Raw genomic sequence first — 26,101 nt, 5'->3', positions numbered from 1 at the left:
GAGCCCGCCGCCTATGGCCCGAAAGCCTGCGACCGCCAGTTCGGATCAGGACCGCGCAAAGTCCAAGAACATCGGCGCGCTCAAGACGCTTTTCCCGTTCATTGCGCCTTACAAGGCACTGATCGTGGCGGCCCTTGTGGCCCTTGTTGCAACCGCCTGCTTGTCGCTGATGCTGCCAATGGCAGTACGCCGCGTCGTGGACGGGTTCGACGCGCGGGATACGGCACTGCTCGACCAATACTTCTCGGGCGCGATCCTGATTGCGGCTCTTCTCGCGATCGGAACCGGCCTTCGGTACTATCTCGTGACCATTCTGGGAGAGCGTGTGGTCGCGGATATCCGCAAGGCGGTCTTCAACCGGACGCTGGGCATGAGCCCGTCTTTCTTCGAAAAAATCATGACCGGCGAGGTGCTGAGCCGCCTGACCACGGACACGACACTGATCCTGTCCGTGATCGGCTCGTCCGTCTCCATCGCGCTCCGCAACGCGCTGTTGCTGATCGGGGGCCTGGCCTTGATGCTCCTGACCTCGGCCAAGCTGACCGGACTTGTTCTGTTGCTGGTGCCCGCAGTACTGATCCCGATTATCGTGCTGGGGCGCAAACTGCGCGTTCTGAGCCGAGAAAACCAAGACTGGATCGCAGCAAGCTCCGGCAATGCGTCCGAGGCGCTGACCTCCGTCCAGACGGTGCAGGCGTTCACCCATGAGGCCGAAAGCCGCATCGAGTTCGGGGATGTGACAGAGAAATCGTTCGACAGTGCCAAGCGCCGCGTTCGCGTGCGCGCACTGATGACAGTGATCGTCATTTTCCTGATCTTTACCGGCATCGTCGGGGTTTTGTGGGTCGGTGCGTGGAATGTCCGGGATGAGTTGATGACACCCGGGGCCCTTGTGCAATTCGTGATCTACGCGGTCATGGTCGCGGGAGCCGTTGCAGCGCTTTCTGAGATCTGGGGAGAGTTGCAGCGCGCGGCCGGCGCTACCGAACGCCTCGTCGAATTGCTGACACAGAAAGACGATGTCGAGGATCCGGCAGCTGCCATCGCTCTGCCGCCCGACTGTGTTGGGCATATCGAGTTCGACAATGTCGGGTTCATCTATCCAGCCCGCCCCGAGGTCTCGGTTCTGCGCGATGTCTCGATCGATATAAAGCCGGGCGAAACCGTGGCGCTTGTCGGTCCTTCCGGCGCGGGTAAGTCCACCATTCTGCAACTCTTGTTGCGCTTCTTCGATCCTGTCAGCGGATCGATACGTTTCGACGGGCACGATCTGCGTGACCTCCGGCGCGATGACTTCCGCCGCCAGATCGCATTCGTCCCGCAAGACGCGGTAATCTTCGCAGCCTCTGCCATGGACAACATCCGGTTTGGTCGTCCCGATGCGACGGATGCCGAAGTGGTGGAGGCGGCCAAGGCAGCCGCGGCCGACGACTTCCTGAGCCGGCTGCCGGATGGCTACAACACCTATGTGGGCGAGCGCGGCGTGATGCTGTCAGGCGGCCAGAAGCAGCGCATTGCCCTTGCCCGGGCGATCTTGCGCGACGCGCCTGTGCTGCTCCTTGACGAGGCGACCTCTGCGCTGGACGCCGAAAGTGAGCAGGCTGTCCAGAAAGCCGTGGAAGCGCTGTCGGCAGACCGCACAACGCTGATAGTCGCGCACCGGTTGGCGACGGTGAAGAAGGCGGATCGGATCCTTGTGTTCGACGACGGTCAGATCGTCGCCGAAGGCACCCATGATGCGCTGGTGGCGGAAGGTGGCCTCTATGCGCGACTGGCGCGCCTGCAATTCACAGCTGGACTGGCTGCCGAATAACCCCTTGGCCTTTTCGCGGTTGTGGGGCTGTGGTTGCCGCGATGTCCATCTGCCCTGCTGACGGGCCCACCCAGGCCGTTCGCAGGAATGACGCAGCGTTTCGCTGGTCATGCCACGCCTCGTGACATAGCCCCCGACGCGCCGCTGCTTGTGCGGCTCGGGGAAACACCTATCTTAGTTGCGGGCGGTCTTAAAAATGAAACGCGAAAAGCCGCACCGGACATCACCAGGGGAGGGCGTGCATGTCAATTTCCATAGGAACGTTGCAGGACAAGAGCGATATCGAACAGAGCCATCCTTGGGCAGAGGTTCAACCTGCGGTCACACTATATGAATACCTGACCAAGGCAAAATCCCAGTACGGGGCACGCAAGGCCGTCACGTTCACGCTGACATCCGACCCCCGGGACGCGGGCGAAACCCTGACATGGGAAGACTTGCACGGGAAGGCCACGCAGGCGGCAAACCTGTTTCGCAGTCTAGGCGTCGGTGAGAACGATGTCGTGGCCTACATGCTGCCAAATGCGTCCGAGACTGTCTGGGCGTTGTTGGGCGGTGCAACGGCAGGGATCGTCAACCCGATCAACCCGCTGTTGGAACCCGAGCAGATCGCATCCATCCTGAACGAAACCGGGGCGAAGGTTCTTGTGACACTCAAGAGCTTTCTGAAAACCGATGTGGCGCAGAAGGCGGCGGAGGCTGTTGCGATGGCGCCCGGGGTGACCCATGTCCTAGAGGTGGACCTGCTGCGGTATCTCAGCCCTCCCAAAAGCTGGATTGCCGGTCTGCTGCGGCCGAAGAACCCTGTATCGCACAAGGCGACCGTGCTCGATTTCAACGCCGAGGTGGCGAAGCAACGCAGCGATGGCCTCGATTTCCCCGACAGTTTCGAGGACCGCGTGGCAGGCTATTTCCACACTGGCGGGACCACCGGCATGCCCAAGGTCGCGCAGCACAAGTATTCGGGCATGATCTACAACGGCTGGCTGGGTGCCGAGTTGATATTCAGCCCCGAGGATACGCTGATCTGCCCCCTGCCACTGTTTCACGTGTTCGCATGCTACCCGGTTCTTATGTCTGTCATTGGGGCAGGCAGCCACGTGGTGTTCCCCACGCCGCAAGGGTACCGGGGCGATGGTGTCTTCGACAATTTCTGGAAACTGATCGAGCGGTGGAACGTCACCTTCATGATTACAGTGCCGACGGCGCTGGCCGCGTTGATGCAGCGCCCGGTGGATGCGGACGTTTCCAGTCTGCGGATCGCGATTTCCGGGTCGGCCCCATTGCCGCTGGAACTCTACAATCGCTTCAAGGAGGCGACCGGGGTCAGCATCGCTGAGGGGTATGGCCTGACCGAAGCGACCTGCCTGGTGTCGTGCAACCCGATGGACGGAAAGCAGAAGGTCGGCTCGGTTGGTATCCCGCTCCCGCATACGGAAGTGCGCATCCTGCACTGCGACGAGACCGGCAAGATCGACAGGGAGTGCGGCCTGGATGAGGTCGGCGAAATCTGTATCGCCAACCCGGGTGTCTTCGCCGGCTCGACCTACACCGAGAGTGACAAGAACCTCGATCTTTTTGCCGACGATATCTATCTGCGCACCGGCGATCTGGGTCGGATCGACGACGAGGGGTATCTGTGGATCACCGGGCGCGCGAAAGACCTGATCATCCGCTCCGGCCACAATATTGATCCTGCCATTATCGAAGAAGCGATGATGGGCCACCCTGCTGTTGCGATGGTCGGGGCAATTGGACAGCCCGACAGCTACGCAGGTGAGTTGCCGGCGGTGTTTGTGGAGCTTGTCGCCGGAAAGTCGACCACACCCGAGGCATTGATGGAGTTTGCGAAGGACTCGATCCACGAGAAGGCCGCGATCCCGAAACACGTGGAGATCCTCGACGAACTGCCGAAAACCGCTGTCGGAAAGGTCTTCAAGCCTGACCTGCGCAAATCGGCGATCACCCGCACCTATAACGAGGCGCTGGACAAGGCCGGGGTCGCAGCGGTCGTGGCGGAAGTCACCGAAGACAAGAAACGCGGGTTGGTCGCGCGTCTTGTCAAGACCGGCGATGCCACAGACGAGGCCGTTTCGGGTGTCTTGGGCAGTTTCACCCGACCCTGGGAGTGGCGCGGTTGATCCGCTAAAACTTGAACGGAAATCTTAACGGGGCTTCAAGACCCGTTCTCTAGGCTCTGCACCATGACAATTCGGTGCGGAGCCTTTTCATGTCTTACGTTTTGATCGGTCTTTATCTCGGACTCACCGCAGCTGTTGCAGCCCTGAATGCGGGCGGGGGGCTGTTGCTGGCCTTTGGCGCATTCATTCTGTTTGGCGTGTTGTCGCTGATCGGTGGACTCGCTTTTGCCACCATCTGCGTCTTGAAGGCAGACCTGATGGATCGGCTCAAGGCTGACTCAGCGCTTAATTCCTAGACGTTCAGAGTGTTTTCGCCTGTAAATTCATCGCTTTTCTGCCTGCGTATCCAGTGATCGGGCCGCGCACTTGGTCTGTGCCGGGTGCAATGCCTATGCAGGTCATGCAGGGCACTTAGGGTTCCGCCGCAATGTGCGGGTCTGGTCCGAGAAGTGCCGCCCGCGCGGCAAACTCCGCTCAGGGTACACGGCGGGCCAAAATCCCGGGAGGTTACTGCGTCGGTTCGTCCGCGCTCTTACCTTGTTCTGCCAGCGGACAGCTTCAGTACCCATGGCAGAACCAGAGGGAGCGTGACGATGCTGAGAACACCAACTATCCTGACCGCAGCCGTGCTGGCAGGGGCGCTGAGCCTGCCAGCCGCGGCACAAGAGAAAACCGAATTCCGCGTTGCCTGGTCCATCTATGTCGGCTGGATGCCTTGGGGGTACCTCGAAGACAGCGGTATCATGGACAAATGGGCCGACAAGTACGGCATCGACGTCGAGATCGTACAGATCAACGACTACATCGAGTCGATAAACCAGTACACTGCTGGTGCGTTTGACGGAGTCTCGGCCACCAACATGGATACGCTTTCGATCCCGTCAGGCGGTGGGGTCGACACGACCGCGTTGATCGTGGGAGACTACTCGAACGGCAATGACGCGGTCATCCTGAAGGGCGACGGCACCTTGGCCGACCTTGCGGGCAAGCCTGTCAACCTCGTGGAACTGTCGGTCAGCCATTACCTGCTGGCCCGGGGGCTGGACAGCGTCGGATTGTCCGAAGCCGACCTCGACGGTGTGATCAACACGTCCGACGCGGACATGATTGCCGCGTTCGCCACAGATGATGTCGAAGCGGTGGTGACATGGAATCCGCTGGTGTCTGCAATCCTCGAGGAACCGGGCGCCAACAAGCTCTTCGACAGCTCGGATATCCCCGGCGAGATCATCGACCTCATGGTCGTGAACACCGACACGCTGGAGGCCAACCCCGATTTCGGCAAGGCCCTGGTTGGAGCATGGTACGAGGTCATGGGCCTGATGGCATCTGGTGACGAAGCCGCGTTGACGGCGATGGCGGAAGCGTCCGGAACGGACTTGGCGGGGTACCAGGCGCAACTCGCGTCGACCGAAATGTTCTATGCGCCCGCTGATGCGGTTGCCTTCACACAGTCCCCCGAGTTGCCAACGACAATGACCAATGTCGCCGAGTTCCTGTTTGACAAGGGCATCCTGGGCGAGGGCGCCCCCAGCGCTGATTTTGTCGGTGTGGAGTATCCGGACGGGTCCACCACCGGGGACGCGAACAACGTCCAGTTCCGGTTTGACACGACATACATGCAGATGGCCGCAGACGGCGCCCTTTGAGCGAGGGGAGAGGCAGGTCGCCGGGTCACCCTCCCTGATCCGGCGGCCCAGCCTTGAGGGGGTGCCATGCGACTGATCAATCGAAAGCCGGGGCGGGTGCTGTCTCTTTTCCTGCTTCTGGTGCCGTTCATCCTCGTGTTGCTGGCTTACAAACTCGGATCGGACGCGCGTCTCGCGGTCAACCCGCAGGACAAGCTGCTGCCTGCCCTGTCGACGCTTGCAGACACGGCTGCGCGATTGACGACCGAAGGCAGTCGCCGGACGGGCGAGATCCTGTTCTGGAAAGATACCTGGTCCAGCCTGACGCGGCTCGGACTTGGGGTCGGGATTGCAGCGCTGATCGGGCTGATCGCGGGGCTTGCGATCGGGCTTCTGCCATATATGCGGTCAACTCTGGCGGGTTTCGTGGCGGTCGTATCGATGGTGCCGCCGCTCGCGATCCTGCCGATCCTGTTCATCGTCTTCGGGCTGGGGGAGGTCAGCAAGGTCGCCCTGATCGTCATCGGCATCACGCCCTTTCTGATCCGGGACCTGTCGGCGCGCACGCTGGAGTTGCCGTCAGAACAGATCATCAAGGCACAAACGCTGGGGGCCTCGTCGCTGGCCATCGGTTTGCGCGTTGCGTTGCCGCAGATCATGCCGCGCCTGATCCACGCCGTACGCCTGTCGCTCGGGCCGGCATGGCTGTTCCTGATCGCGGCAGAGGCCATCGCGTCAGAGGATGGGCTGGGCTACCGCATCTTTCTTGTGCGGCGTTTTCTGGCGATGGACGTGATCCTCGTCTACGTTCTCTGGATCACGTTCCTAGCCTTTGCCATCGACTATGCGCTGAAAGTGCTGTCGCGCAAGCTGTACCCGTGGACGGAGGCATCGCTATGAGCTTCGTCCGCGTGGAAAACCTGTTTCAGAGCTATGGGCAGCGGCCCATTCTGGAGCGTGTCAACATTACCGCCGGAGAAGGGGAGTTCATCTCCATCGTCGGTGCGTCGGGCTGCGGCAAGTCAACGTTCCTGCGACTCCTTCTGGACCAGGAACGGCCGACGCGTGGCGATATCTTCGTGGATAACGAGCCCCTCAAGGGAGAGCCGTGTCCGACACGCGGCATCGTGTTTCAACGCTACTCCGTGTTTCCGCATATGACCGTGCGGCAAAATATCATGGCAGCCGAAGGCCTGAGTGCGAATGTATTTGGTATATTCAGCCCGGGCGCCAAGCGGGCTGCCGCCGAGCGGGCCGACGCTGCGTTGGACCGGATCGGGCTGTCCCATGTCGGACATCAGTATCCCGCGACGCTGTCCGGTGGGATGCAGCAACGTCTGGCAATCGGACAGGCGCTGGCCGCGCGCCCGCGTATTCTGTTGCTGGATGAGCCATTCGGCGCGCTCGATCCCGGCACGCGTTTGCAGATGCACGCGTTCCTGATGGAATTGCGGGCCGAGACCAACATGACCGTGTTCATGGTCACCCATGATCTTGAAGAGGGGTTCAAGCTCGGCGACCGGGTCTGGGTGTTCGACAAGCCCCGTTGGGACCCGCACGACCCCGAAGCCTATGGGGCCACGATCACCTACGATTTCGATGCCCGCGATGGCGGCATCCCGTTTCAACAGATCGCGCAAGCCCCCGGACTGAGCGGGGCCGCGCAAGCAACATCCGACGCCGCCCCGGCGGCGACAACATCCTGATATCCGAGGACGGAGGACCCCTCATGCATCCATTTCGCGGGGAGCGTACGCGCTCCCATCATCCGAGCGACCAGCGGCACGATGACCGGCGCCATCACCACCCCGACCTGACCAAGCTTCTTGGCTGGAAGGCGATGCAGAAAGAGGGGGAAATCCCCGAAGGTCGCTGGGACGAAGAGCGCCGTTGGGCCTTGCGGATGGGTCTGACCGGTGCGGACACGATCGAGGACAAGTCGATCCCGACCTTCGCGCGGGGGGAGTTGCCGCATTATGCAGGGATCAACACTTTTCTGAAGGCCCCCTATACCGAGGATGTCTTGGAGGTCGGGCACTACGATGCCACCGTCCTGGGTATTCCGTTTGACGGTGGGACGACCTATCGCCCAGGGACACGGTTCGGGCCGCAAGGCGTGCGCAAAATCTCCGCGCTCTACACGCCTTACAACTACGAGTTGGGCGTCGATCTGCGCGAGCAGATGACGCTCTGCGATGCGGGCGATGTTTTCACCATCCCGGCCAATCTGGAAAAGAGCTTTGATCAGATCAGCCGGGCCGTAAGCCATGTGTTCAGCTCCGGCAGCCTGCCGATCATGATCGGAGGCGACCATTCCATCGGCTTTCCCTGCGTGCGCGGGATTGCCGAGTGTACGTCCAAGAAAATCGGCATCGTGCATTTCGATCGCCACGCCGACATTCAGGAAAAGGACCTTGATGAACGGATGCACACGACGCCGTGGTTCCATTCGACCAACTTGCCCAACGTGCCGGCCAGGAACCTCGTGCAGGTCGGGATCGGCGGCTGGCAGGTCCCGCGGGAGGCGGTGAAGGTCGCGCGCGAACGTGAGACGAACATCATCACCATGTCGGACATGGAGCAGATGGGCATCGACAAGACCGCAGAAATGGCGCTGGAGATGGCGTGGGACGGCGTCGATATGGTCTATATGTCCTTCGACATCGACAGCATTGATTGTGGCTTCGTGCCTGGTACCGGCTGGCCGGAGCCGGGGGGATTCCTGCCGCGCGAGGCTTTGGCGCTCGCCTCCAAGGTCGCCGCCGAGGGCATCTGTGGGATGGAACTGGTAGAGGTCAGCCCGCCCTACGATACCTCTGACATCACGGCGCTGATGGGCACCCGCGTGATCGTGGATGTGCTCGGCTCTATGGTCAGCGCGGGCACCCTTGGCAAGCACAAGGCCCATATCGACAAGCCCGTCAGCATCCCGCATGGCGATTTTGAAGGGAGGCGCTGGTCCAATGCCACATGACATCGTCAACGGTCATATCGGCCACAACCATGACCACGCGGACCATCTGCATTCTCATATCGACAGCGCCGACGCGGCGGCAGAGCTTCAGGTTCTGACCGCGCAGTTCATCGACGGGTTCCAGCAGGCCGCAGACAAGACGGCCTATCTTCGGCTGGCTGGTGTGCCGCTGGAACGGCCCGGGTCCGCCGGGCCCACTGCGCAGAAGCTCGTGGATGTGAAATTGACCACCGAGTGGCAGGTCGGCACGGCCTCGCCCTCCTTCGGGTCGCGGGAACTCAGCTACCTGCCATTTCCCGGATCCATGGTCAGTGAGCGGACCAATATGCACCTCGTCTATGTCTCGATCGATGAGAAATCCGAAATGGATATCCGGGACTTTCTGGCCAGCAAGCGCGACGTGCTCGGCGCCTGACCTACAGCCCCAACTGCCGGTAATGGTCGTTGATCGCACCGGCAGCTGTGAACCAAACCGTCTCGCCGGCGCGGTCTTGCATGTGGCGCAAGGCGCGCTCCAGATGCTTGAGCCGGTGCGGATGTCCCATCAGGTACCCATGCAGGGCGATGCCCATCACCAAGGGGCGGCGCGCGGACTCCGCCAGCATCACGTCGAACGCGTCGATGATCATGTCCGCAAATTCCGACCCCTCGCGTTTGCGCGCCACGATCTGCGGAATGTCGTTGAGTTCCTGCGGATAGGGCACTGACAGGATTTGGCGCCCGCTGCGCGTGGCCATCCAGACCGGCTGATCGTCCTGACACCAATCCAGCAGGTACTCGTACCCGGCCTCTTCCAGCAGGTCCGGCGTCACGCGGCTTTGGCTGATCCAGGGACCGAGCCATCCCTTGGGGTCTACCCCGGTGCGGCGGCGCAGTTCGCTCGTGGCTTCGGCGATCAGAACCGCTTCGTCCGCCTCCGGCAGGTCGCCCTGCCGTTCCGCGTTGGTGCGTCCGTGACCGGCAATTTCATCGCCGCGCGCAGCGAAGGCCTCTGCAAGGCCCGGGGCTTCCTCGTAGAGATAGGAGTTCACAAGGGCCGTGCAGGGCAGGTGCAGAGCATCGAATAATTCCAGCATCCGCCATGCGCCCACCCTGTTGCCATAGTCGCGCCAGCTGTAGTTGAGCACATCGGGTTGCGGGATCGGTGGCGCCAACGCCGCGCCAAGCCCTTCGCCAAAGGAGAAGCACTCCAGGTTCATGCCCAGATACACTGCGAGCCGGCGTCCTTCGGGCCAGCTGAAGTCGGGACGATCCGGCAACGGGGAATAGACATAACGCCCGTGTTTTGGAAGCACGCTCTCCCTCATCGGTGCGTGCTGCATGAAGTTAAAACCTGCATATCAGGCGACCCTTTATCGATATTACTGCGTGTTTTTTCAGCAAATGGAAAACCCTTCCATTTTTCCGTCTTATTTGTTGCCGCTCAGGTAGTTCGTGCGCGACGCGCGCCTAGGTGCCCGGATGTAAAAAGCAATAAGCGACAAGCACAGGGGAAAACCACAATGGATCGTCGTAAGTTTCTTGGCACAGCTGGTGTTGGTGTAGGCGCCGCAGCCCTGGCAGCACCGAGCGTTGCACGCGCACAGGCGGTTGAATGGCGTATGACCACGGCCTTTCCGCCAGGCCAGCCCTTCTACTCCTCCGGCCCCGGCTCGTTGACGGATTTCACGGACCGGGTCCGCGCCATGTCGAACGGCGCACTGGATATCACCGTGTACCACGGCGGAGAGCTCGTCCCCGCGTTCGAAGGCTTCGACGCGGTGCGTCAAGGCATCGTGCAGATGAATGGCTGGGTCAGCTATTTCGGCGCGGGCAAGGTGCCCGCAGCACAGTTCTTCGGCGCGGTCCCATTCGGGATGTCCACCCAGGGCCAGAACGCTTGGTTCTACAATGGCGGCGGGATCGACCTGTGGAACGAGGTCTACGAACCGCTCGGCCTTGTCGCGATGCCCATCGGCGCAACCGGCGTCCAGATGACCGGCTGGTTCAACAAGGAGATCAACTCGCTTGAGGACCTGCAGGGCCTGCGCATGCGTATTCCCGGTCTTGCCGCGCGCGCCTATTCGGCCGTTGGCGTGGATGTGAAACTTCTACCAGGCGGTGAGATTTTCCCGGCGCTTGAGCGTGGCGTCATCGATGCTGCCGAATGGGTCGGTCCGGCGCAGGACAAGATCCTCGGCCTCAACACCGCAGCCCAGTACTACTACACCACTGGCTGGCATGAGCCGACAACCGTCACCGAATTGTCGATCAACAAAGCCGCGTGGGACGGGCTGTCGCCAGAGTTGCAAGCGATTGTCGAGAACGCCGCGGCCGCATGTAACGTAATCTCCCATTCCTGGGCAGAGGCGAATAACGCCGCGGCGCTCAAGGAGTTCGAGGCCAACGGGACACAGTTGCGCGTTCTGCCCGACGACGTGATCGCAGCCCTCAAAGAGGCGATGGGTCCGGTCTATGCGGGCCTCGCCGATGATGACGAGATGTTCAAGAAGGTGATGGACAGCTATTTCACCTTCAAGGAAGAGCATGACATCTGGGCGGCGGCTTCGGAGGCGGTGTGGCACGACAAGCTGCGCGACGCATAAGCGCCCGCTGAACGGTTGAAGACAAGATCAGGCGGGCATCGCATTTCGCGGTGCCCGTCGTTTTGTGGGGACGGGGACTTCCATGGAAATTGCTCTCAGGCTGGCCGACCGGATCGACTGGCTCACCCGAGGCGCGTCGCGCCTTGCTGCGGCGTTGTTGCTGGCTCTGGTCGCTCTGGTGTTTTTCAACGTGTTCGGGCGGTATGTCGTGGGCGCCAGCCCGATCTGGGCGCAGGAACTGGAATGGCACCTGATGGCCCCTATCGCTCTTTTGGGTATCACGGTGCTGATGCTGGAAAACGGTCATGTGCGCGTGGACATGGTCTACGATCGCCTCAGCCCGAAATGGCAGTCCTCTCTCGATCTGTTCTCGATGATCTGCGGCGTGGTGATTGCCTGCCTTTTCATCAAGTATTCGTGGGGTTTTGTAGACAATGCCTGGTCCATTCGCGAAGGCTCCCCTGACCCGGGGGGATTGCCCGCGCGATATCTCGTCAAGGGCATGATCCCGGTGGCCTTTGCGCTGTTTGCCCTGCAATGCGCGGCCAATGCGATCCGCCATGCGGCCGCGCTGAAGGAGTTGCGCCATGGATGACATGCTGGCCATTTACATGCTGCTCGGCTTCATGGCGTTTCTGCTGATCGGAATGCCGGTGGGTATCGGCATCGCCACCGCCGGGTTCATCTTCGGGTGGATCGGCTTTGGTGACTTCCTGTTCAACCTCGCCCCTGCGCGCATCTACGGGGTGGTCACGAAATACGAGTTTCTCGCCATTCCGCTGTTTGTCTACATGGGCGTCATGCTGGAAAAATCCCGCGTCGCCGAGGACATGCTGGAAATCATCGGGCGCTTGTCGGGGCGCCTCAACGGCGGGATGGGCATCGCGCTCATCATCGTGGGTGTCTTGATGGGCGCGTCCACCGGGATCGTCGGGGCGACGGTTGTGACGCTGACCATGCTGACCATGCCGGTTTTGCTTCGACGGGGCTATGACAAGGGTCTGGCCGCGGGTGCAATTTGCGCGTCGGGGACGCTGGGGCAGATCATTCCGCCGTCGCTTGTTCTGATCCTGCTGGCCGACATCATGGGCGAAAGCGTCGGTACGCTCTTTGCGGCTTCCATGGTCCCCGGCTTGATGCTTGCAGGGCTCTATATCACTTTCCTTCTGGTTCTGGGCCAGCTGAAGCCCGAGATGATGCCACCAATCCCTCCGGCGGAGCGCGCCGACATTCAGGGATGGGATCTGGCGAAAAAGGCCGTGATGGCGCTCGCGCCGCCCTTGTTGCTGGTCGGAGGTGTTCTCGGCACGATCATCGGTGGTCTGGCCGCCCCAACCGAGGCCGCCGGCGTCGGTGCGGCCTTGTCCATCATGATCGCAGCCCTTTACCGGCGCCTGAACCTCCAGATGATCTGGGACGCGGCGCAATCGGCCCTGCGCATCTCGGCGATGATCTTCTTTATCCTGATCGCCGCGCAGGTCTTTTCCATCGCGTTCCGGGGCCTGCAGGGTGAGGACATCGTGCAGGATACGCTGGCATTGATGCCGGGCGGGGAGCTTGGCGCTCTGATCTTCCTGATGGTCCTCCTGTTCATTCTGGGGTTCTTCCTCGAATGGATCGAGATCAGCTATATTGCGCTGCCCTTGCTGCTCCCGTTCTTCGTAGCGTCAGGTGTCGATATGGTGTGGCTGGCGGCGCTGATCGCGCTGAACCTGCAAACTTCGTTCCTGACGCCACCCTTTGGCTGGGCGCTGTTCTTCCTAAAAGGGGCCGCACCGCCCGAGGTGTCGACGAGTGATATCTATCGAGGGGTGCTGCCCTTCATCGCCATTCAAGCGCTGGCGCTTGTGCTGCTGTTCAATTTTCCGGGCATCGCCACCTGGTTGCCGGATGCGATTGGCTGGTAGGTCAGACGCCCAGTAGTCGGGCAGCTTCCTGAGGTTCAAGATGATGGAGGCTGCCGGTCCAGACACTCCGCCCCCGGTCAAGGATGACCGCCCGATCCGCGATGCGGCGCAGCTCCGTCAGAGACTTGTCGATCACGATGATCGCAAGGCCGGTTTCGGCTTTGACCGCCGCAATCGCAGCCCATATTTCACCGCGCACAACGGGGGCCAGCCCCTCTGTCGCCTCGTCGAGGATCAGTGCGCGCGGATTGGTCATGAGCGCGCGGCCAATGGCCAGCATCTGTTGTTCGCCCCCCGACAAGGATGCCGCCAACTGGTCCCGGCGTTCGGATAGTCTGGGAAACAAGCCCGCAACGCGCGCCATATCCCATGGGCCAGGGCGCGCTGCGGCTGTCAGGTTTTCCGCGACGGTCAGATTGGCAAAACAGCGTCGCCCTTCGGGCACCAGTCCCAAACCGAGGCGCGCGACTGCGTGCGCGGCCATTCCGGCGATCGGCGTGCCGCCAACCTGCACCACCCCTCCGGAGGCAGGCAACAGGCCGCACAGCACCCGCACGGTTGTCGTCTTTCCCATGCCGTTCCGCCCCATCAGGGCCAGTGTTTCGCCCTCGGCCAGTGCGAACGAGACACCCTCCAGCACGGTGCTGGTCCCGTACCCTGCGTGCACATCGGAAAGCGAGATCAGAGCGGTCATGGCAGTGCCTCATCGCCAAGGTAGGCCGCGCGCACCTCGGCGTTCTGGCGAATGTCGTCGGGCCGTCCGGTTGCAATGACGCGGCCCGCGACGAGCACGCTGATCCTGTCGGCGAGGCGGAACACGGCGTCCATATCATGTTCCACCAGCAGGATCGGCGCTTCCGCGCGCAAGCCATCCAGAAGGGTGGTCATCGCGGCAGACCCTTCCATCCCCAGGCCAGCCATCGGCTCGTCCATCAGGAAAACCTTCGGACGCAGGGTCAGGGCGACAGCAACCTCCAGCTGGCGTCGTTGTCCATGGCTGAGCGCGGCAGTGACGGTCCCGGCCGCGTCGCTCAACCCAACCCGCTCAAGCGCGGCCTCTGCGGTCTTGCGGAGGGTTTGGTCCCCCAGCACGGACCGAAACAGACCGAGCCGCCCGCCTTTCGCGCCGAGTGCCCCAAGAACCGCGTTTTGAAGCACCGTGTGCTCCATCGCGAGGGCGGAAATCTGGAATGTCCGCGCAAGCCCCTTTGCCGCGCGCCCCGCGGTGTCGAGTGCTGTCACATCTGTCCCGTTGAGCAAGACCCGACCGGCATCGGGCGCCAACCCTCCGGCGATCTGGGCAATTAGCGTGGATTTACCCGCGCCGTTCGGCCCGATCAGCGCGTGTATCTCGCCTGCGCGCAGGTCAAGAGTGACCGCGTCCGACGCCGTAAGCGCCCCAAAACGTTTGGTCACGCTGTCGACCTGGAGGAGCGGCAAGCTCATGGTTTGCCCCGGCGTGTCAGAACACCGATCAGTCCGCCCGGCGCGAAAAGAACGACTGCCAGCAGAAGCGCGCCGACCCAGATCAGCCAGTATTCCGACACACCGCCCAACCAGTGTTCCAAAAGAATGAACAAGGCCGCACCTGCAACCGGACCGAACAGCCGCGCCACACCGCCGAGGATGACGAAGATCATGATCTCACCCGACATCTGCCAACTGAACATGGTTGGGCTCACGAAACGGTTCAGGTCCGCAAACAGGGCCCCTGCCAGTCCCGTGATCGTTCCGGAAATGACAAAAACCATCAGACGGAGGCGGAAGGGGCGCAGGCCGACCGTCTCCACCCGTTGCGGCGATTGGCGCGCGGCATCCAGCGCGAGGCCGAAAGGCGAGGTTGCGATGCGGGCCGACAGGAAAAGAGCCGCCAGAAGCAGCACGTAGACTATCGCGAAGAACTCTATCGGGTTCAGGGTGTTGAGCCCCGGAAAACCGTTGCGCACGTAGATCGACAGGCCATCCTCGCCGCCGTAGGCCGGCCACGAGATCGCGAAGTAGTAGAACATCTGCCCGAAGGCGAGGGTGATCATGATGAAGTACACGCCGGAGGTCCGCAGGCTGAGCGCGCCGATCGCCAGCGCGGCAAGCGCGGACGTGGCCGTTGCCACCAGCCAGATCACCGGCATGGACTTGGTGCCTTCAACCAGAAAGGGGGCCTCGATGATCGGATCGAAGGTCTGCGCGTGGTGGGCCAGAATGCCCATCGCATACCCTCCGATGCCGAAAAACACCGCGTGCCCCAGGCTGACCAGACCGCCCAATCCCAGCGCAAGGTTAAGGCCGACCCCGGCGAGCGCCAGAATGGCAACCTTCGTCGCCAGCGTTATCGTAAATGGCTCTCCGGCCCAAAGCGCCCAAAGCGGGACAAGCAGCAGCCCCAGGGCAATCGCGGCGTTTACGGTGCTTTCGCGCTGCATCATCAAGCCCGCCCGAACAGGCCAGTCGGCCGGAACACCAGAACGCCCGCCATCAGGATGTAGATCAGCATGGAGGCCAGTGCAGACCCGACCGCCGTGGCACTCGACGGGTCCATGACCGTTCCGAACAGCACTGGCAGGAAAGATCGCCCGAGCGTGTCGGTGAGGCCGAGCAGGATCGCGCCGACGAAGGCGCCCTTGATCGAGCCGATCCCGCCAATGACGATCACCACGAAAGCAAGGATCAGAACCGGCTCGCCCATGCCCACTTGCACCGACTGAATCGCGCCGACCAGCGCACCCGCAAGACCTGCGAGTGCCGCACCGAGCGCAAAGACCAGCGTGTAGAGCCTGTCGATATTGATCCCGAGGGCGGCAATCATTTCGCGGTCCGCGTCACCCGCGCGGATCTGGATTCCGATCCGTGTCCGCCCGATCAGCCAGAAAAGCCCCGCCGCCACCGCAAACCCCACGACGATAATCGCCAACCGGTAGGCCGGGTAGTCGATCCCGCCCGGCAGGGTGACCGGCCCGGCCAGCCAGGAGGGCACATCGAGGTACAGCGGGAAAGATCCGAAAAGCCAGCGCGTGCCTTCGGAGAAAATCAGGATCAGGGCAAAGGTCGCGAGCACCTGATCAAGATGATCGCGTTTGTAAAGCCGCCGTATCACCGTCAGTTCCACAAGCGCCCCCATCGCCGCCGCAGCCGTGAGCGCTGCCACGAGCCCCAGCAGGAAGGATCCCGTTGCGCCCGCGACAGCCGCTGCTGCGAATGCGCCGATCATGTAGAGCGACCCGTGCGCAAGATTGATCAGGCCCATCACGCCGAAAATCAGCGTCAGGCCAGCGGCCATCAGAAACAGCATGACCCCGAATTGCAGGCCGTTGAGGACCTGCTCGATAACAAGCAGCAGCGACATGGGAAAAGGTCCGGTGGGCGGGCCGGCGGGCCGTCCGGGTCAGGTTACATCTGGCACAATTCTGCGTAGGCGTCGCCGCGTGCCTCAAGCCCGGTCGCGATGATCTTGTTGGTGAAGACATCGCCTTCCCGGATCACCTCGCGCACGTAGATGTTCTGGATCGGGTGGTGGTTCGGCCCGAAACTGAATTCACCGCGGGTGGAGGCGAAGTCCGCCTCTTTCAGGGCTGCACGGAACGCATCAGCGTCCGAGACGGGCGCCTTGGCAATCGCGCTCAGAAGCAGGTTTGCAGTGTCGAACCCCTGCGACGCATAAAGCGAGGGCAGGCGGCCATATTCTTCCTGAAAGGCCGCGACAAACGCCACGTTCGCGGCATTGTCCAAATCCTTGTTCCACTGGCTGGTGTTCTTGACGCCGAGGGCAGCGTCTCCGACAGCTTGCAGGATGCCCTGATCAAAGCTGAATGCGGGCCCCACGACCGGCAGGTCGACACCGGATCCTGCATATTGCTTGAGAAACGATATTCCCATGCCGCCAGGCAGAAAGAAGAAGACGCTGTCGGCACCGCTGGCCCGAATTTGCGCAATCTCGGCCGCATAGTCGGTCTGCCCGAGCTTGGTGTAAATCTCGCCCGCCAGTTCGCCTTCGTAGAAACGCTTGTAGCCGGTCAGGGCATCCTGTCCCGCCGGGTAGTTCGGCGCGAGGATGAAGGAGTTCGCAAACCCGGCCTCGTTGGCGTAGGCGCCTGCGGCCTCGTGCAGGTTGTCGTTCTGCCACGCCACGTTGAAATAGTTCGGATGGCATCCCCTGCCCGCAAGCGCCGAGGGGCCCGCATTGGGCGACAGATAGAACTTGCCCTGCGCGGTTGCGGCAGGGACGACAGCCATGGCGAGGTTAGACCAGATGATCCCGGTCAGGACATCGACCTGCTCGGACTGGATCATCTTGTCGGCCAGCTGCACGGCGATTTCCGGTTTGCGCTGGTCATCCTCGATCACCAGTTCGACATTGTCGGCACCAGCCATTTTCAGCGCCAGTTGAAATCCGTCACGCACATCAATGCCAAGGCCGGCGCCACCGCCAGACAAAGTGGTGATCATGCCCACCTTGACAGATGTGTCATGCCCTGCGGCCAACGCGGTCGTTGTGCTCAGTGCCGCGATCCCAGCGGCAAGTGCGAGTTTCCTGAGGATCATTGTCCCGTCTCCCTGTGTTCAAAACGCTTTGAAGGTCAGCGTTGTCAGCGTGCGCTCGATCCCGTCGATGTCGAGCAGGTTTTCGTTGATGTACTTGCCCACATCGGCATCCGCCGGGATGTAGAGCTTCAGCAGCAGGTCGTACTCGCCCGAGGTCGAGTAGAGTTCCGAATGAATTTCGCGTAGCGTGATGGCGTCGGCCACCTGATAGGCTGTGCCCGGGCGGCAGCGGATCTGTACGAAAACGCAGGTCATTTGTCCCTCCCACAGGCATGAATGCGCAGGCCGCAGACTGCGGTGGATTCTCAGCGGCTTCCAGCCCATTCCCGCACTTTTTTCGTGTTTTTCGGTTTTTTGGGGTGAATGTCACCCGAGGTTGCATATCTCGTGGTACAATCAACCAACGCATCCGCGACGAGGTGCATTTGACAGGAGGAATTTCATGATCAGCTTTACGCTTAACGGCAATCCGGTCAGCGTCGAAGTCGAGGAGGACATGCCGCTTCTCTGGCTTCTGCGCGACGAATTGAAACTGACCGGCACGAAGTTCGGCTGCGGTGTGGCCTCCTGCGGGGCTTGCACCGTGCATATTGACGGCGCGCCTGCGCGCGCGTGCCAGACCTGGTCTGCCGATGTGGACGGGACCGAGGTCACGACAATCGAAGGCGCAGACAGCAAGGCCGCTGCCGCGATCCAGCAAGCCTGGGTCGAGTTGCAGGTGCCTCAATGCGGGTACTGCCAATCAGGGCAGATCATGTCCGCCTCTGCACTTCTGGCAGACACGCCGCAACCCACCGATGACGATATCGACGCGGCCATGGACGGCAACTTGTGCCGCTGTGCCACCTATGCGCGGATCCGCAAGGCGATCCACCGCGCGTCCGAAATCATGGAGGCTTGAGCGATGCTGCATTACCTTGAACACGCGCTCGCCGCGCCGAAACCGTCGCGCCGCAGCTTTCTGAAGCTGTCTGCCGGTGCCCTTGGGGGACTGTTGCTGGGCGCGAAGTTGCCAAATACGGCCATGGCGCAGAACGGCGATGACGGTCTGATCCAGCCCTTTGTCCATATCACGCCCGACAACCGGATCATCGTGCTCTCCAAGCATCTGGACAAGGGGCAGGGGGCCGCGACCGGTCTTGCCACCCTTGTGGCAGAGGAACTGGATGCCGACCCCGCTCAGGTTGCGGTCGAGTTTGCGCCATCGAACCCGCAGGTCTACGCAAACCTTGCGTTCGGAATTCAGGGCACCGGCGGATCGACCGCCATGAGCAACTCCTGGTCACAGTACCGCGAAGCCGGAGCTGCTGCGCGTGCCATGCTGGTATCGGCCGCGGCTGACGCATGGGGCGTCGCACCTGACGCAATCACGGTGGCCGCAGGCCGCCTGACCAGTGGCGAAAACTCCGCCAGTTTTGGCGAGATGGCCGGACCGGCCGCATCTCAAGCGGTGCCCGAAGCCGTGACCTTGAAAGCACCCGAGGATTGGGTGCTGATCGGCAAGACCATGAACCGCGTGGAACTGCCTGCCAAGACGAAGGGGTCGGTGGGCATGTTCGGCGTCGATGTGCAGCCCGACGATGTTCTGATTGCCGTCACCGCACGCCCCCCGCGTTTTGGCGGCACGGTTGTATCCGTCGATGCCGCAGAGGCGTTGGCGATGCCGGGCGTTCAGCAGGTTCTGACCATTCCGCAGGGTGTTGTTGTTGTGGCAGACAATACATGGCGGGCGATGCAGGCGCGTGATGCGCTCAACATCGAATGGGATTTCTCCAACGCGGAGAACCGGGGGACCGACGCGTTGCAGGCCGAATACCGGGCGCTGCTGGACCAAACCGGACTGCCAGCAGGCACACGGGGGACTGGCGCGGCCAAGCTTGCGGACGCGGCAGAGCTCGTTGAGCTGGACTTCTCCTTTCCGTTCCTCGCACACGCGCAACTTGAACCGCTCAATGTCACGATCGAGTTCGACGGCAGCCGCGCGCGGCTTTGGTCCGGGTTCCAGATGCAGACAGTCGATCACAGCGTCGCCTCTGCGGTGCTCGGAATTCCGATGGATGCTGTTGAAATCCACACCACCTGGGCCGGAGGCTCCTTCGGGCGTCGTGCGATCGCGGATGGCCATTACGCCGCCGAGGCTGCGATGATCGGCAAGGCGTGGCTTGAGGCCACCGGGGCACCGCAGCCGATCAAGATGATCTACTCCCGTGAGGACGACATCAAGGGCGGCTACTATCGACCGATGCACATGCACCGCGTGCGCGCGGGGGTCGATGGTGATGGCAACCTCAGCGGCTGGGACCATCGGATCGTCGGCCAGGGCATTTTCTTTGGTACCGCGTTCGAGGAATATCTGGTCAAGGACGGGGTCGACCACTCTTCGGTGGAAGGGGTCGTCGACACGCCCTACGCGATCCCCGACATGTCCACGGAAGTGCATCACACGGAAGTTGGCGTGCCGATCCTGTGGTGGCGGTCGGTCGGTCACACGCACACGGCCTACGTGATGGAAGTGATGATGGACCGGCTGGCGCGGGCCGCGGGCCGCGATCCGGTGGAATTCCGCCTCGCCCATCTGGAGGGCGAGCCGCGCCTTGCCGCAGCCCTGCGCCGGGCGGTATCGGCAGCGGGCGATCTGCCCGAAGGGCTACATCGCGGTGTGGCCGTGCACAAGTCCTTTAATTCCTATGTCGGTGAGGTCGCTGATATCCGGATGCGCGAGGATGGCACCGTCAAGGTCGAAAAAGTCACCTGCGCCATCGACTGTGGCGTGGCGATCAACCCGGACAATGTCGTTGCGCAAGTCGAGGGTGCAATGGCCTACGGCCTGTCAGGTGTCCTGCGCGAGGAGATCACCATGACTGATGGGGAGGTCGATCAATTCAACTATCCCGATTACACCCCGCTGCGCATGACAGATATGCCAGAGGTTGTGGTCGAGATCATCGAAAGTACCGAAGACCCGACGGGCGTCGGCGAACCGGGTACACCGCCCATCGGACCCGCGGTCGCCAATGCGGTTGCCGCGGCAACGGGGCAGGTGGTAACGGACCTGCCATTCTCGAAACACGGGTTGGCCTGACGCAAAAAAGGGGGCCATCTCGGCCCCCTTTTCATTTTGGTGCAGGTGCGGGTCAGACAGTCTTGCGACGCCGCAGCGCGGCCACTCCGGCAAGACCTGCAACCAGCAACAGTCCGGAGGCGGGCAGCGGGACTGCGGACAGATCCGCGTCCGAGGCTGTCAGAACATAGCGTTCCCAGTCGCTGGAGGAGTTCAGCCAGATGTTGTTCCCCGAACGCCAGCCGCCGCGGATCGCGGTCGGCGCGCCGTAGTAACCGGAGGTGTGCCAGGACAGGCGGAAATCGCCCGTGCCACTCACGTCTCCGCCGAATGCGTCAACCGTATCAGCGGAATTCTGAGTGATTGCCGCGCCTTCGGGCGCAAAACCCATCGAGCTGCCGTTGCGGTACCACTCTGCCCCGTTATGCGACGCGGTCTGGTTCCGACCGGTGGGCAGGGCATTCCAATCGCTTACCCGGATGGCGGCGAGCAGATCGAAGGTTGCGGAACCGACCTTGCGGCTGGCCAGGATGAGCCAATCCTCAAGGTTGTTGAACGCGGCATTGTAGGACACGTACGAGCCGTAGGTGCCGGAATACACGGTGCTCCAGCCGCCGGACAGAACATCCGACACTTCGACATCGCTTTGGATGCCAAGTGGCGGATCGTATGTTGCGGCGTTGAGCGGAGCGGCGGCGAGCAGAGCAAAGCCGAGAACGGCAAGCGATTTGCGGAACATGGAGACCTCTTTACTAAAACTGTAATCGTTGCGGCAAAGATGGCGGTGCCGCATGGCAGCGTTAGGGCCAAGGCGGAACATGTTCGCGTCATGATTGTGGGAATTTCGCCTTGTTGCGCATGGCAGTTGGTCCAGGGCGCAAAAAACCGGCGCGTGCAGCGCCGGTTTTCATGAAGGGCGGTGTGGCCGTCGTCTCAGGCGTCGGGGAAGCTGTAATCGCCGTTCCAGGCCGGATAGAGCAGGACGTGCCCGTCGTGTTCGATTTCCGTGCAGTTGTTCTGCAGCCAGGCCTTGGCGACAAGACCGTCTGCCTCGACCGCCAGGGCACCGGATGTCTTCGCAAGCGAAAGGAACCCCGCGATCAAGGCGCATGCGGCGGATGTGCCGCCGAAACTACAGAAATACGACCCGAACTCCCGGATGCCCGTCTCGGGCTCGGCAGATGCAAACGGGCTGTCTGAATAGCCATACATCCCCGGTACATCCGTGCTGATCACATCGAAATGAGAGTATTTCTCGTTTTCATTCACAGGTGGCACGCCGGTGGGGTCGTATTCGTGCTGCCGTGTGTCCAGCCGCACCTGCTGGCGGTCAAACACCTCCGCATCGTTGGACGGCCCCATGACGGTCATGTTCTGAACTGCGGAGAACCCCGAAACGAACCCTTTGGCATTCATCGCGCCGACTGCAATGATCCCATTATGTTCGGATGCGAGGTTGGCGGGATAAATGCCGTTATCCTCGTTCGCGTTGCCAGCGGCACAAACCACCGGACGGTTCAAAGAGACATTGACGATCAATTGGGCGAGTTCCGCCCAGAGCTGGGCCTCCTCCGGTGTGGTGGCTGCCGGGGCAATCGCCTCGTTCAGCGGAATGTCATCAACAGTCGTCGACGTCAGTTCAGGGACCGTGCGGGCCGGGTCCGGGATGCTGCGGGGCAACAAGACGACATCCGCATCTATCAACTCCGCATACAGGAAGGCGACGATCAGGACTTCCGGGTCTGGATCGAAATTGGTTGAGATCGGAACGATTTCGCAATGCGGATCCACGCCCACATAGGGCAGGGGGATCATGGTCACGTCTTCGCGGGGCTCGGGCCTTGCGGCTTCGACCCTCGTCGCGCGTGCGCCCACAAGCCCGGCAATCGCCGTGCCATGGTTCGAAAACTCAGGCGACACCGTGGGTTGGACCAGCCCTTCCCAGATGGTGCCATCCCATGGCATCGGCAGCCCTTCGGGTGCCGGCCGCCCGGCCCAGGTCAGCCCCCCGTGTGACATACGGTCGATCAGTTTGACCAGAATCTCCGAGATCCCGGGCAGCCCCTCGGCAACGCTGGTTCCGGTGTTCAGGCCCAGATCCTCCAGCCGTTCGGCAGGGCTGCGATATGCAAAAATGCCAAGTGGCACCGTGAACAGATCGAGTGCGAGGTCACGGTTGATGGCCTTCTTCAGGTTCGGATGGTCCACCGCGGCGGACGTATCGATCATGGCAACCCGCGTCGTGCCCGTGCGCTTGGCCTTCCAGCCGTTGGGTTTGTGCTTGTCCTTGGTGCGGACGCCCATCGACACCAGATGCCAGAGCGCATCGTAGTCGGGGTAGTCTTCTTGTCCTGTCGTCATCGTACGCGTCTTCCTCAAATCCACTCTGACAGTGCTGCAAGCATCTGCCGTTTCAGAACTTTTTCCAGAACCGGCGCGACAAGGCGCGCCAGTTCGTACCCCGCCTGCGTATCAGAGGCGTAGTGCACCCCGGCCCATTCGCGGTTCTCTGCGATCCGACGGGCCGAGCGGAAAATCTCGGAGCTGGCCGGATGCTCCGGCAACATGCGTGAGAACAGGAAAGCCACGGCGAACGACTGGAAGGAGTGGTTGGAATTGTACGAGGCATGCGCCGGATTGGGCAGGTCCGGACGCAAGCGCGGCTCTACCTGGTTGGGGCGCGGCACCTCGTAGCGCGCCTTGTAGCGCAACCCGATCTCATCGGTCAGCGCAAGGATGGTCAGAAACAGCCCCACCGTATTGTCATAGCCACCGAGTTCCTCGATCCCGAGGGGGCGCAGATATCCGGACAGCTCAAGGCTTGCTTCGATCGCGATTTCCTCGCGCCGTTTTGCGCCCTCGGGCTTGTGCAGGTAGTACTGCTTGATCAGCAGATCGATAGCCTCAAGCCGCAATTGCTCCAGTGTTGGGGGCAGCGACATCGGCAGGTCGACCCATTCGTGCAGGCGCTTGTGAAGCTCTTCGCGTTCCTTCCATGGCTCCAGAATGCCCGCGCCCGCTTCCTGAAAGTCGTTTCTGTTGCGATTGCGGTTGCGGTTTCTGTTCCGGTTTCTGTTCCGGTTGCGATTTCTGTTGCGGTTCCGGTTGCGGTTTCTGTTCCGGTTGAGCGCAACCAGGACCGCCCCGGACGCCGCCGCTTGCGCAGGGGCCTCGACCGCTTCGCCCCCGGAGATGTCGATTGCCACATTCGTCAACTTCAGCCCGGTTCGCGTGACAATGAATTCGTGGTCCTGCAACAGACCCTCGCCGTCCTCGTGTTCCATAACCTTCCCTTTAATTTGTTATCATACGCAAAGTACTTATTACGGATTGCTCATGCTCTTTATGAGCAAAGCGGAAGCGTTCTTTCTGGACTTCCTGATCGCTGAACGTGGGGTCGACCTCCAGCACGCGGTGCAGCATGGCTTCTGCCTCCATCTCGCGCCCGAGTTGTGCGTAGTTCAGGGTCAAATACCGCATGGCTGCCGCGAACCGGGGCTGTTTGCGCAATGCGCGTTGCCCGGCCATGATCGCGCGCCGGTTGTCGCCGACCATCGTCGCCGCCATGGCGAGGGTCGTGTCATAGCTGTAGCTGATCGGGCTGAAGGCCCCCAGCGTCGCGCCACGTTCCGCTGCCGCATAAGCCGCTTCGAACTCGCCGGTATACAGCTTGTGCAGCGCGTAGTGATCCCAGACAAAGGGTTGCGACGGGTTCAGATTCAACGCTTGTTCCAGCAGGTTCCCGGCCAGATCATGCTCATGAAAAAGATAACCGAAAACATGAGCGACACAGGCTAGAGATATGGAATTGAAGGGATTTTCCCCGACAGCCATATCCGCCATGATGCGGGCGTCTTCCAGATCACTGCGATTCAGGCCGCCCATGTTCTCACCCAGTTTGAAGGTCGCGAGATAGGCGCGCAGCGCAGGATAGATCGAACTGTCACCTGCTGCCTCGCCATCCCGCAAGATGTCTTCGGAATGGGTCAGCGCGTTTTCGTCGAGCTTGAACATCAGGTTCAATGCGGTGTAGCCGACCTGCGGCGCACCCTCGTCCTGCCCGCCATCAGAGATGCGCAGGCGGTCCTCGAAGATCGACTTTGCCACGCGGTCCACGTTCTGCGCGATGAAGCCTTCCAGAAGCATGCCGGTCTCGGTTATTTCCGCAACGCTGGCCTGGACCGATTGCGACCATTCCAGTGCCATGCGCGAAGACCGGTACAGGAAAAAACTGAGCGTCAGGCTGTCGCGCACCTGAAGCGTGCGCACGCGGGTATAGTATTCGGTCTCAAACGCACCGCTCACGTGGTCCGAATGCAGGGCGGGGTCACGAAAATCGAACACGGCGACGGGTTCGAATTCACGCAGGTTCCGCGCCACCCCTTCTAGGACGTAGTCCGCAAGGTAACTTGTTTGCGCATCACAGCCCTGCTGAATGTTGGGCAGAAACCCTATGGAAGACACCTGCGGCACCACCTCCGCGCCCTCGGTCGCGGCGGTCGGCAACAGGATGGAAGACACCGCTGCCGGTGTGGCGGCCGGGGCTTCGTCAAAGGCCGCAGCCTTGTCGTACCAGGCCTGCCGTTCCAGTTGCAGCCAGTCCTCGAACTCCTCGTCGGCAACGTCCATGCCTTCGAGAAGGTCGGTTTCATCGTTCAGGTCGAGTGCTGCGAAGACGGCCGGGTCTTCGGAGACAGCGTGAAAATCAATCCACACCCGGTCAAGCCGCAGGCCGATCGACAAACGATTGATGTCCAGAACATCGTCGGCGTACTCGCCAAGGTCCTTGCGCAGCTCAAACACTGTCTGACGCAGCGAGGATGATGACTTTTTCTCGTCTGACTCCGACCAGAGTTTGTCGCGCAGCCAGACCCGTGTCCGGGTGCCGCGTGGCGCCAGTGCCAGCAGCGCCAGCAGGCCTTGTGCCTTTTTCCCGCGCGGGGTCAGGTTCCGTTCGGTCGGAGAAAAAAGTCCCAACGGGCCAAGAACGAACAGCTTGACCCGTTGGGAGTCCCTATGAGCTGTGCGACCACTCACTTCGCACCGTTCGATAGGGTTGAGCAAAAGGGCAGGCTGCGTCTGGGGACGACCGCGACCCTGTTGCTCCACCGGGAAGGGTGCATTCGAACGAAACGCGGGTGCATCGAAGTCCAACTCCAGCTTTTGGTTCTTCAAACGTGTCGGGCGGGAACAGTGCCCTTGTTCAAAAGATTTAGCTACTGAAAAATTGCTTGGTTTCAAAGGTTTGAAGCCTTCTTCCGATGCAGTGACCGCATTCCGTCCGAATGCATGGGAAGCTTGGCTGACGTAACGTTAGTGAATTGTTAGTGATTCGCGCCAGCCTTTCAAAACCCAACGGGATCGGAGAGCTACCTGAGATTGCCTCTTGCGTTCAGCGTATGGGGCGTCATTCTTTTGCCCAGTACCGTCGGGCGCTGCCAATGCGCAGGCCCGGG

Annotated in this window: 24 protein-coding genes and 1 riboswitch; of the genes, 13 read left to right on the top strand and 11 right to left on the bottom strand. The window is 61.6% G+C overall.

All coding sequences use genetic code 11. The features are described from left to right. Positions 1 to 13: 13 nt before the first annotated feature. The 8 genes from ACP15N_RS05180 to ACP15N_RS05145 all read left to right on the top strand — a co-directional run bounded on the left by ACP15N_RS05180 (position 14) and on the right by ACP15N_RS05145 (position 8,971). The gene (locus ACP15N_RS05180) at positions 14 to 1,813 is read left to right on the top strand and encodes an ABC transporter transmembrane domain-containing protein (RefSeq protein WP_425091151.1); all 1,800 of its coding nucleotides are present in this window, start codon (positions 14 to 16) and stop codon (positions 1,811 to 1,813) included. 242 nt (positions 1,814 to 2,055) lie between these two features. Further along, positions 2,056 to 3,954 (top strand): acyl-CoA synthetase, encoded by a 1,899-nt coding sequence (locus ACP15N_RS05175; protein ID WP_425091150.1) that lies wholly within the window; start codon positions 2,056 to 2,058, stop codon positions 3,952 to 3,954. 89 nt (positions 3,955 to 4,043) lie between these two features. Next, the gene (locus tag ACP15N_RS05170; RefSeq protein ID WP_425091149.1) at positions 4,044 to 4,250 is read left to right on the top strand and encodes a hypothetical protein; all 207 of its coding nucleotides are present in this window, start codon (positions 4,044 to 4,046) and stop codon (positions 4,248 to 4,250) included. Between the two features lie 104 nt (positions 4,251 to 4,354). Further along, positions 4,355 to 4,462, top strand: a riboswitch (guanidine-I (ykkC/yxkD leader). A gap of 85 nt (positions 4,463 to 4,547) precedes the next feature. After that, the gene (locus ACP15N_RS05165; RefSeq protein WP_425091148.1) at positions 4,548 to 5,603 is read left to right on the top strand and encodes a putative urea ABC transporter substrate-binding protein; all 1,056 of its coding nucleotides are present in this window, start codon (positions 4,548 to 4,550) and stop codon (positions 5,601 to 5,603) included. A 66-nt stretch (positions 5,604 to 5,669) separates the two neighbouring features. Further along, positions 5,670 to 6,482, top strand: a complete 813-nt coding sequence (locus ACP15N_RS05160) for an ABC transporter permease (RefSeq protein WP_425091147.1) — start codon at positions 5,670 to 5,672, stop codon at positions 6,480 to 6,482. Next, positions 6,479 to 7,288 (top strand): ABC transporter ATP-binding protein, encoded by an 810-nt coding sequence (locus ACP15N_RS05155; protein WP_425091146.1) that lies wholly within the window; start codon positions 6,479 to 6,481, stop codon positions 7,286 to 7,288. Before ACP15N_RS05160 ends, ACP15N_RS05155 begins: the two co-directional genes overlap by 4 nt. Positions 7,289 to 7,311: 23 nt before the next feature. Continuing rightward, positions 7,312 to 8,556, top strand: coding sequence for an agmatinase family protein (locus ACP15N_RS05150; RefSeq protein WP_425091145.1), 1,245 nt, complete (start codon positions 7,312 to 7,314; stop codon positions 8,554 to 8,556). After that, positions 8,546 to 8,971: a hypothetical protein gene (locus ACP15N_RS05145; protein WP_425091144.1), complete on the top strand. Its 426-nt coding sequence runs from the start codon at positions 8,546 to 8,548 to the stop codon at positions 8,969 to 8,971. Before ACP15N_RS05150 ends, ACP15N_RS05145 begins: the two co-directional genes overlap by 11 nt. A 1-nt stretch (position 8,972) precedes the next feature. Here the strand turns inward: ACP15N_RS05145 and ACP15N_RS05140 are convergent, their stop codons facing one another. Then, a complete protein-coding gene (locus ACP15N_RS05140) occupies positions 8,973 to 9,851 on the bottom strand; it encodes a polysaccharide deacetylase family protein (protein ID WP_425091143.1) in 879 nt (292 codons plus the stop codon). Between the two features lie 207 nt (positions 9,852 to 10,058). Between ACP15N_RS05140 and ACP15N_RS05135 the strand changes: the two genes are divergently transcribed. From ACP15N_RS05135 to ACP15N_RS05125, 3 genes are all read left to right on the top strand, one after another. Continuing rightward, positions 10,059 to 11,141 (top strand): TRAP transporter substrate-binding protein, encoded by a 1,083-nt coding sequence (locus ACP15N_RS05135; protein WP_425091142.1) that lies wholly within the window; start codon positions 10,059 to 10,061, stop codon positions 11,139 to 11,141. Positions 11,142 to 11,223: 82 nt separating this feature from the next. Beyond that, on the top strand, positions 11,224 to 11,736 hold the full coding sequence (locus ACP15N_RS05130; RefSeq protein WP_425091141.1) for a TRAP transporter small permease subunit: 513 nt from the start codon (positions 11,224 to 11,226) through the stop codon (positions 11,734 to 11,736). After that, a complete protein-coding gene (locus tag ACP15N_RS05125) occupies positions 11,729 to 13,048 on the top strand; it encodes a TRAP transporter large permease (protein WP_425091140.1) in 1,320 nt (439 codons plus the stop codon). Before ACP15N_RS05130 ends, ACP15N_RS05125 begins: the two co-directional genes overlap by 8 nt. Before the next feature lies 1 nt (position 13,049). Here ACP15N_RS05125 and ACP15N_RS05120 read toward each other — a convergent pair whose 3' ends face one another. The 6 genes from ACP15N_RS05120 to ACP15N_RS05095 are packed head-to-tail and all read right to left on the bottom strand — an operon-like array spanning position 13,050 to position 17,839. Beyond that, positions 13,050 to 13,742, bottom strand: a complete 693-nt coding sequence (locus tag ACP15N_RS05120) for an ABC transporter ATP-binding protein (protein WP_425091139.1) — start codon at positions 13,740 to 13,742, stop codon at positions 13,050 to 13,052. Continuing rightward, entirely contained in the window at positions 13,739 to 14,494 is a 756-nt protein-coding gene (locus ACP15N_RS05115; RefSeq protein WP_425091138.1) for an ABC transporter ATP-binding protein, read from the bottom strand. The genes ACP15N_RS05120 and ACP15N_RS05115 overlap by 4 nt, the downstream gene beginning before the upstream one ends. Further along, positions 14,491 to 15,468: a branched-chain amino acid ABC transporter permease gene (locus ACP15N_RS05110; RefSeq protein WP_425091137.1), complete on the bottom strand. Its 978-nt coding sequence runs from the start codon at positions 15,466 to 15,468 to the stop codon at positions 14,491 to 14,493. Before ACP15N_RS05110 ends, ACP15N_RS05115 begins: the two co-directional genes overlap by 4 nt. Positions 15,469 to 15,470: 2 nt before the next feature. Next, complete coding sequence (locus tag ACP15N_RS05105) at positions 15,471 to 16,388, bottom strand: branched-chain amino acid ABC transporter permease (protein WP_425091136.1); 918 nt, start codon at positions 16,386 to 16,388, stop codon at positions 15,471 to 15,473. Between the two features lie 44 nt (positions 16,389 to 16,432). After that, the gene (locus ACP15N_RS05100) at positions 16,433 to 17,584 is read right to left on the bottom strand and encodes an ABC transporter substrate-binding protein (protein WP_425091135.1); all 1,152 of its coding nucleotides are present in this window, start codon (positions 17,582 to 17,584) and stop codon (positions 16,433 to 16,435) included. A gap of 18 nt (positions 17,585 to 17,602) precedes the next feature. Then, the gene (locus ACP15N_RS05095) at positions 17,603 to 17,839 is read right to left on the bottom strand and encodes an Lrp/AsnC ligand binding domain-containing protein (RefSeq protein WP_425091134.1); all 237 of its coding nucleotides are present in this window, start codon (positions 17,837 to 17,839) and stop codon (positions 17,603 to 17,605) included. Between the two features lie 187 nt (positions 17,840 to 18,026). Here ACP15N_RS05095 and ACP15N_RS05090 point away from each other — a divergent pair, with 187 nt between their 5' ends. Continuing rightward, positions 18,027 to 18,485, top strand: a complete 459-nt coding sequence (locus tag ACP15N_RS05090) for a (2Fe-2S)-binding protein (RefSeq protein ID WP_425091133.1) — start codon at positions 18,027 to 18,029, stop codon at positions 18,483 to 18,485. Between the two features lie 3 nt (positions 18,486 to 18,488). Beyond that, positions 18,489 to 20,666, top strand: a complete 2,178-nt coding sequence (locus ACP15N_RS05085; RefSeq protein WP_425091132.1) for a molybdopterin cofactor-binding domain-containing protein — start codon at positions 18,489 to 18,491, stop codon at positions 20,664 to 20,666. 52 nt (positions 20,667 to 20,718) lie between these two features. On the opposite strand, the gene ACP15N_RS05080 is transcribed toward ACP15N_RS05085, so the two are convergent. From ACP15N_RS05080 to ACP15N_RS05065, 4 genes are all read right to left on the bottom strand, one after another. Next, positions 20,719 to 21,384 (bottom strand): VPLPA-CTERM sorting domain-containing protein, encoded by a 666-nt coding sequence (locus ACP15N_RS05080; protein ID WP_425091131.1) that lies wholly within the window; start codon positions 21,382 to 21,384, stop codon positions 20,719 to 20,721. A gap of 194 nt (positions 21,385 to 21,578) precedes the next feature. Beyond that, on the bottom strand, positions 21,579 to 23,006 hold the full coding sequence (locus ACP15N_RS05075) for a S8/S53 family peptidase (RefSeq protein ID WP_425091130.1): 1,428 nt from the start codon (positions 23,004 to 23,006) through the stop codon (positions 21,579 to 21,581). A gap of 14 nt (positions 23,007 to 23,020) precedes the next feature. Further along, the gene (locus ACP15N_RS05070) at positions 23,021 to 23,929 is read right to left on the bottom strand and encodes a phosphatase PAP2 family protein (RefSeq protein ID WP_425091129.1); all 909 of its coding nucleotides are present in this window, start codon (positions 23,927 to 23,929) and stop codon (positions 23,021 to 23,023) included. A gap of 10 nt (positions 23,930 to 23,939) precedes the next feature. Then, positions 23,940 to 25,622, bottom strand: coding sequence for a tetratricopeptide repeat protein (locus ACP15N_RS05065; RefSeq protein WP_425091128.1), 1,683 nt, complete (start codon positions 25,620 to 25,622; stop codon positions 23,940 to 23,942). Between the last annotated feature and the right edge of the window lie 479 nt (positions 25,623 to 26,101).

It is taken from the genome of Tropicimonas sp. S265A (assembly GCF_049800835.1).
Lineage (GTDB): Bacteria > Pseudomonadota > Alphaproteobacteria > Rhodobacterales > Rhodobacteraceae > Dinoroseobacter.
Note: the sequence above shows the minus strand (reverse complement) of the source record. Positions and strands in the feature narration are given on the sequence as shown.

Excerpts from the sequence above, each read along its gene's own strand:
- ACP15N_RS05180 (WP_425091151.1), top strand. The coding sequence starts at position 14 with ATGGCCCGAAAGCCTGCGACCGCCAGTTCGGATCAGGACCGCGCAAAG.
- ACP15N_RS05175 (WP_425091150.1), top strand. The coding sequence starts at position 2,056 with ATGTCAATTTCCATAGGAACGTTGCAGGACAAGAGCGATATCGAACAG.
- ACP15N_RS05170 (WP_425091149.1), top strand. The coding sequence starts at position 4,044 with ATGTCTTACGTTTTGATCGGTCTTTATCTCGGACTCACCGCAGCTGTT.
- ACP15N_RS05165 (WP_425091148.1), top strand. The coding sequence starts at position 4,548 with ATGCTGAGAACACCAACTATCCTGACCGCAGCCGTGCTGGCAGGGGCG.
- ACP15N_RS05160 (WP_425091147.1), top strand. The coding sequence starts at position 5,670 with ATGCGACTGATCAATCGAAAGCCGGGGCGGGTGCTGTCTCTTTTCCTG.
- ACP15N_RS05155 (WP_425091146.1), top strand. The coding sequence starts at position 6,479 with ATGAGCTTCGTCCGCGTGGAAAACCTGTTTCAGAGCTATGGGCAGCGG.
- ACP15N_RS05150 (WP_425091145.1), top strand. The coding sequence starts at position 7,312 with ATGCATCCATTTCGCGGGGAGCGTACGCGCTCCCATCATCCGAGCGAC.
- ACP15N_RS05145 (WP_425091144.1), top strand. The coding sequence starts at position 8,546 with ATGCCACATGACATCGTCAACGGTCATATCGGCCACAACCATGACCAC.
- ACP15N_RS05135 (WP_425091142.1), top strand. The coding sequence starts at position 10,059 with ATGGATCGTCGTAAGTTTCTTGGCACAGCTGGTGTTGGTGTAGGCGCC.
- ACP15N_RS05130 (WP_425091141.1), top strand. The coding sequence starts at position 11,224 with ATGGAAATTGCTCTCAGGCTGGCCGACCGGATCGACTGGCTCACCCGA.
- ACP15N_RS05125 (WP_425091140.1), top strand. The coding sequence starts at position 11,729 with ATGGATGACATGCTGGCCATTTACATGCTGCTCGGCTTCATGGCGTTT.
- ACP15N_RS05120 (WP_425091139.1), bottom strand. The coding sequence starts at position 13,742 with ATGACCGCTCTGATCTCGCTTTCCGATGTGCACGCAGGGTACGGGACC.
- ACP15N_RS05115 (WP_425091138.1), bottom strand. The coding sequence starts at position 14,494 with ATGAGCTTGCCGCTCCTCCAGGTCGACAGCGTGACCAAACGTTTTGGG.
- ACP15N_RS05110 (WP_425091137.1), bottom strand. The coding sequence starts at position 15,468 with ATGCAGCGCGAAAGCACCGTAAACGCCGCGATTGCCCTGGGGCTGCTG.
- ACP15N_RS05105 (WP_425091136.1), bottom strand. The coding sequence starts at position 16,388 with ATGTCGCTGCTGCTTGTTATCGAGCAGGTCCTCAACGGCCTGCAATTC.
- ACP15N_RS05100 (WP_425091135.1), bottom strand. The coding sequence starts at position 17,584 with ATGATCCTCAGGAAACTCGCACTTGCCGCTGGGATCGCGGCACTGAGC.
- ACP15N_RS05095 (WP_425091134.1), bottom strand. The coding sequence starts at position 17,839 with ATGACCTGCGTTTTCGTACAGATCCGCTGCCGCCCGGGCACAGCCTAT.
- ACP15N_RS05090 (WP_425091133.1), top strand. The coding sequence starts at position 18,027 with ATGATCAGCTTTACGCTTAACGGCAATCCGGTCAGCGTCGAAGTCGAG.
- ACP15N_RS05085 (WP_425091132.1), top strand. The coding sequence starts at position 18,489 with ATGCTGCATTACCTTGAACACGCGCTCGCCGCGCCGAAACCGTCGCGC.
- ACP15N_RS05080 (WP_425091131.1), bottom strand. The coding sequence starts at position 21,384 with ATGTTCCGCAAATCGCTTGCCGTTCTCGGCTTTGCTCTGCTCGCCGCC.
- ACP15N_RS05075 (WP_425091130.1), bottom strand. The coding sequence starts at position 23,006 with ATGACGACAGGACAAGAAGACTACCCCGACTACGATGCGCTCTGGCAT.
- ACP15N_RS05070 (WP_425091129.1), bottom strand. The coding sequence starts at position 23,929 with ATGGAACACGAGGACGGCGAGGGTCTGTTGCAGGACCACGAATTCATT.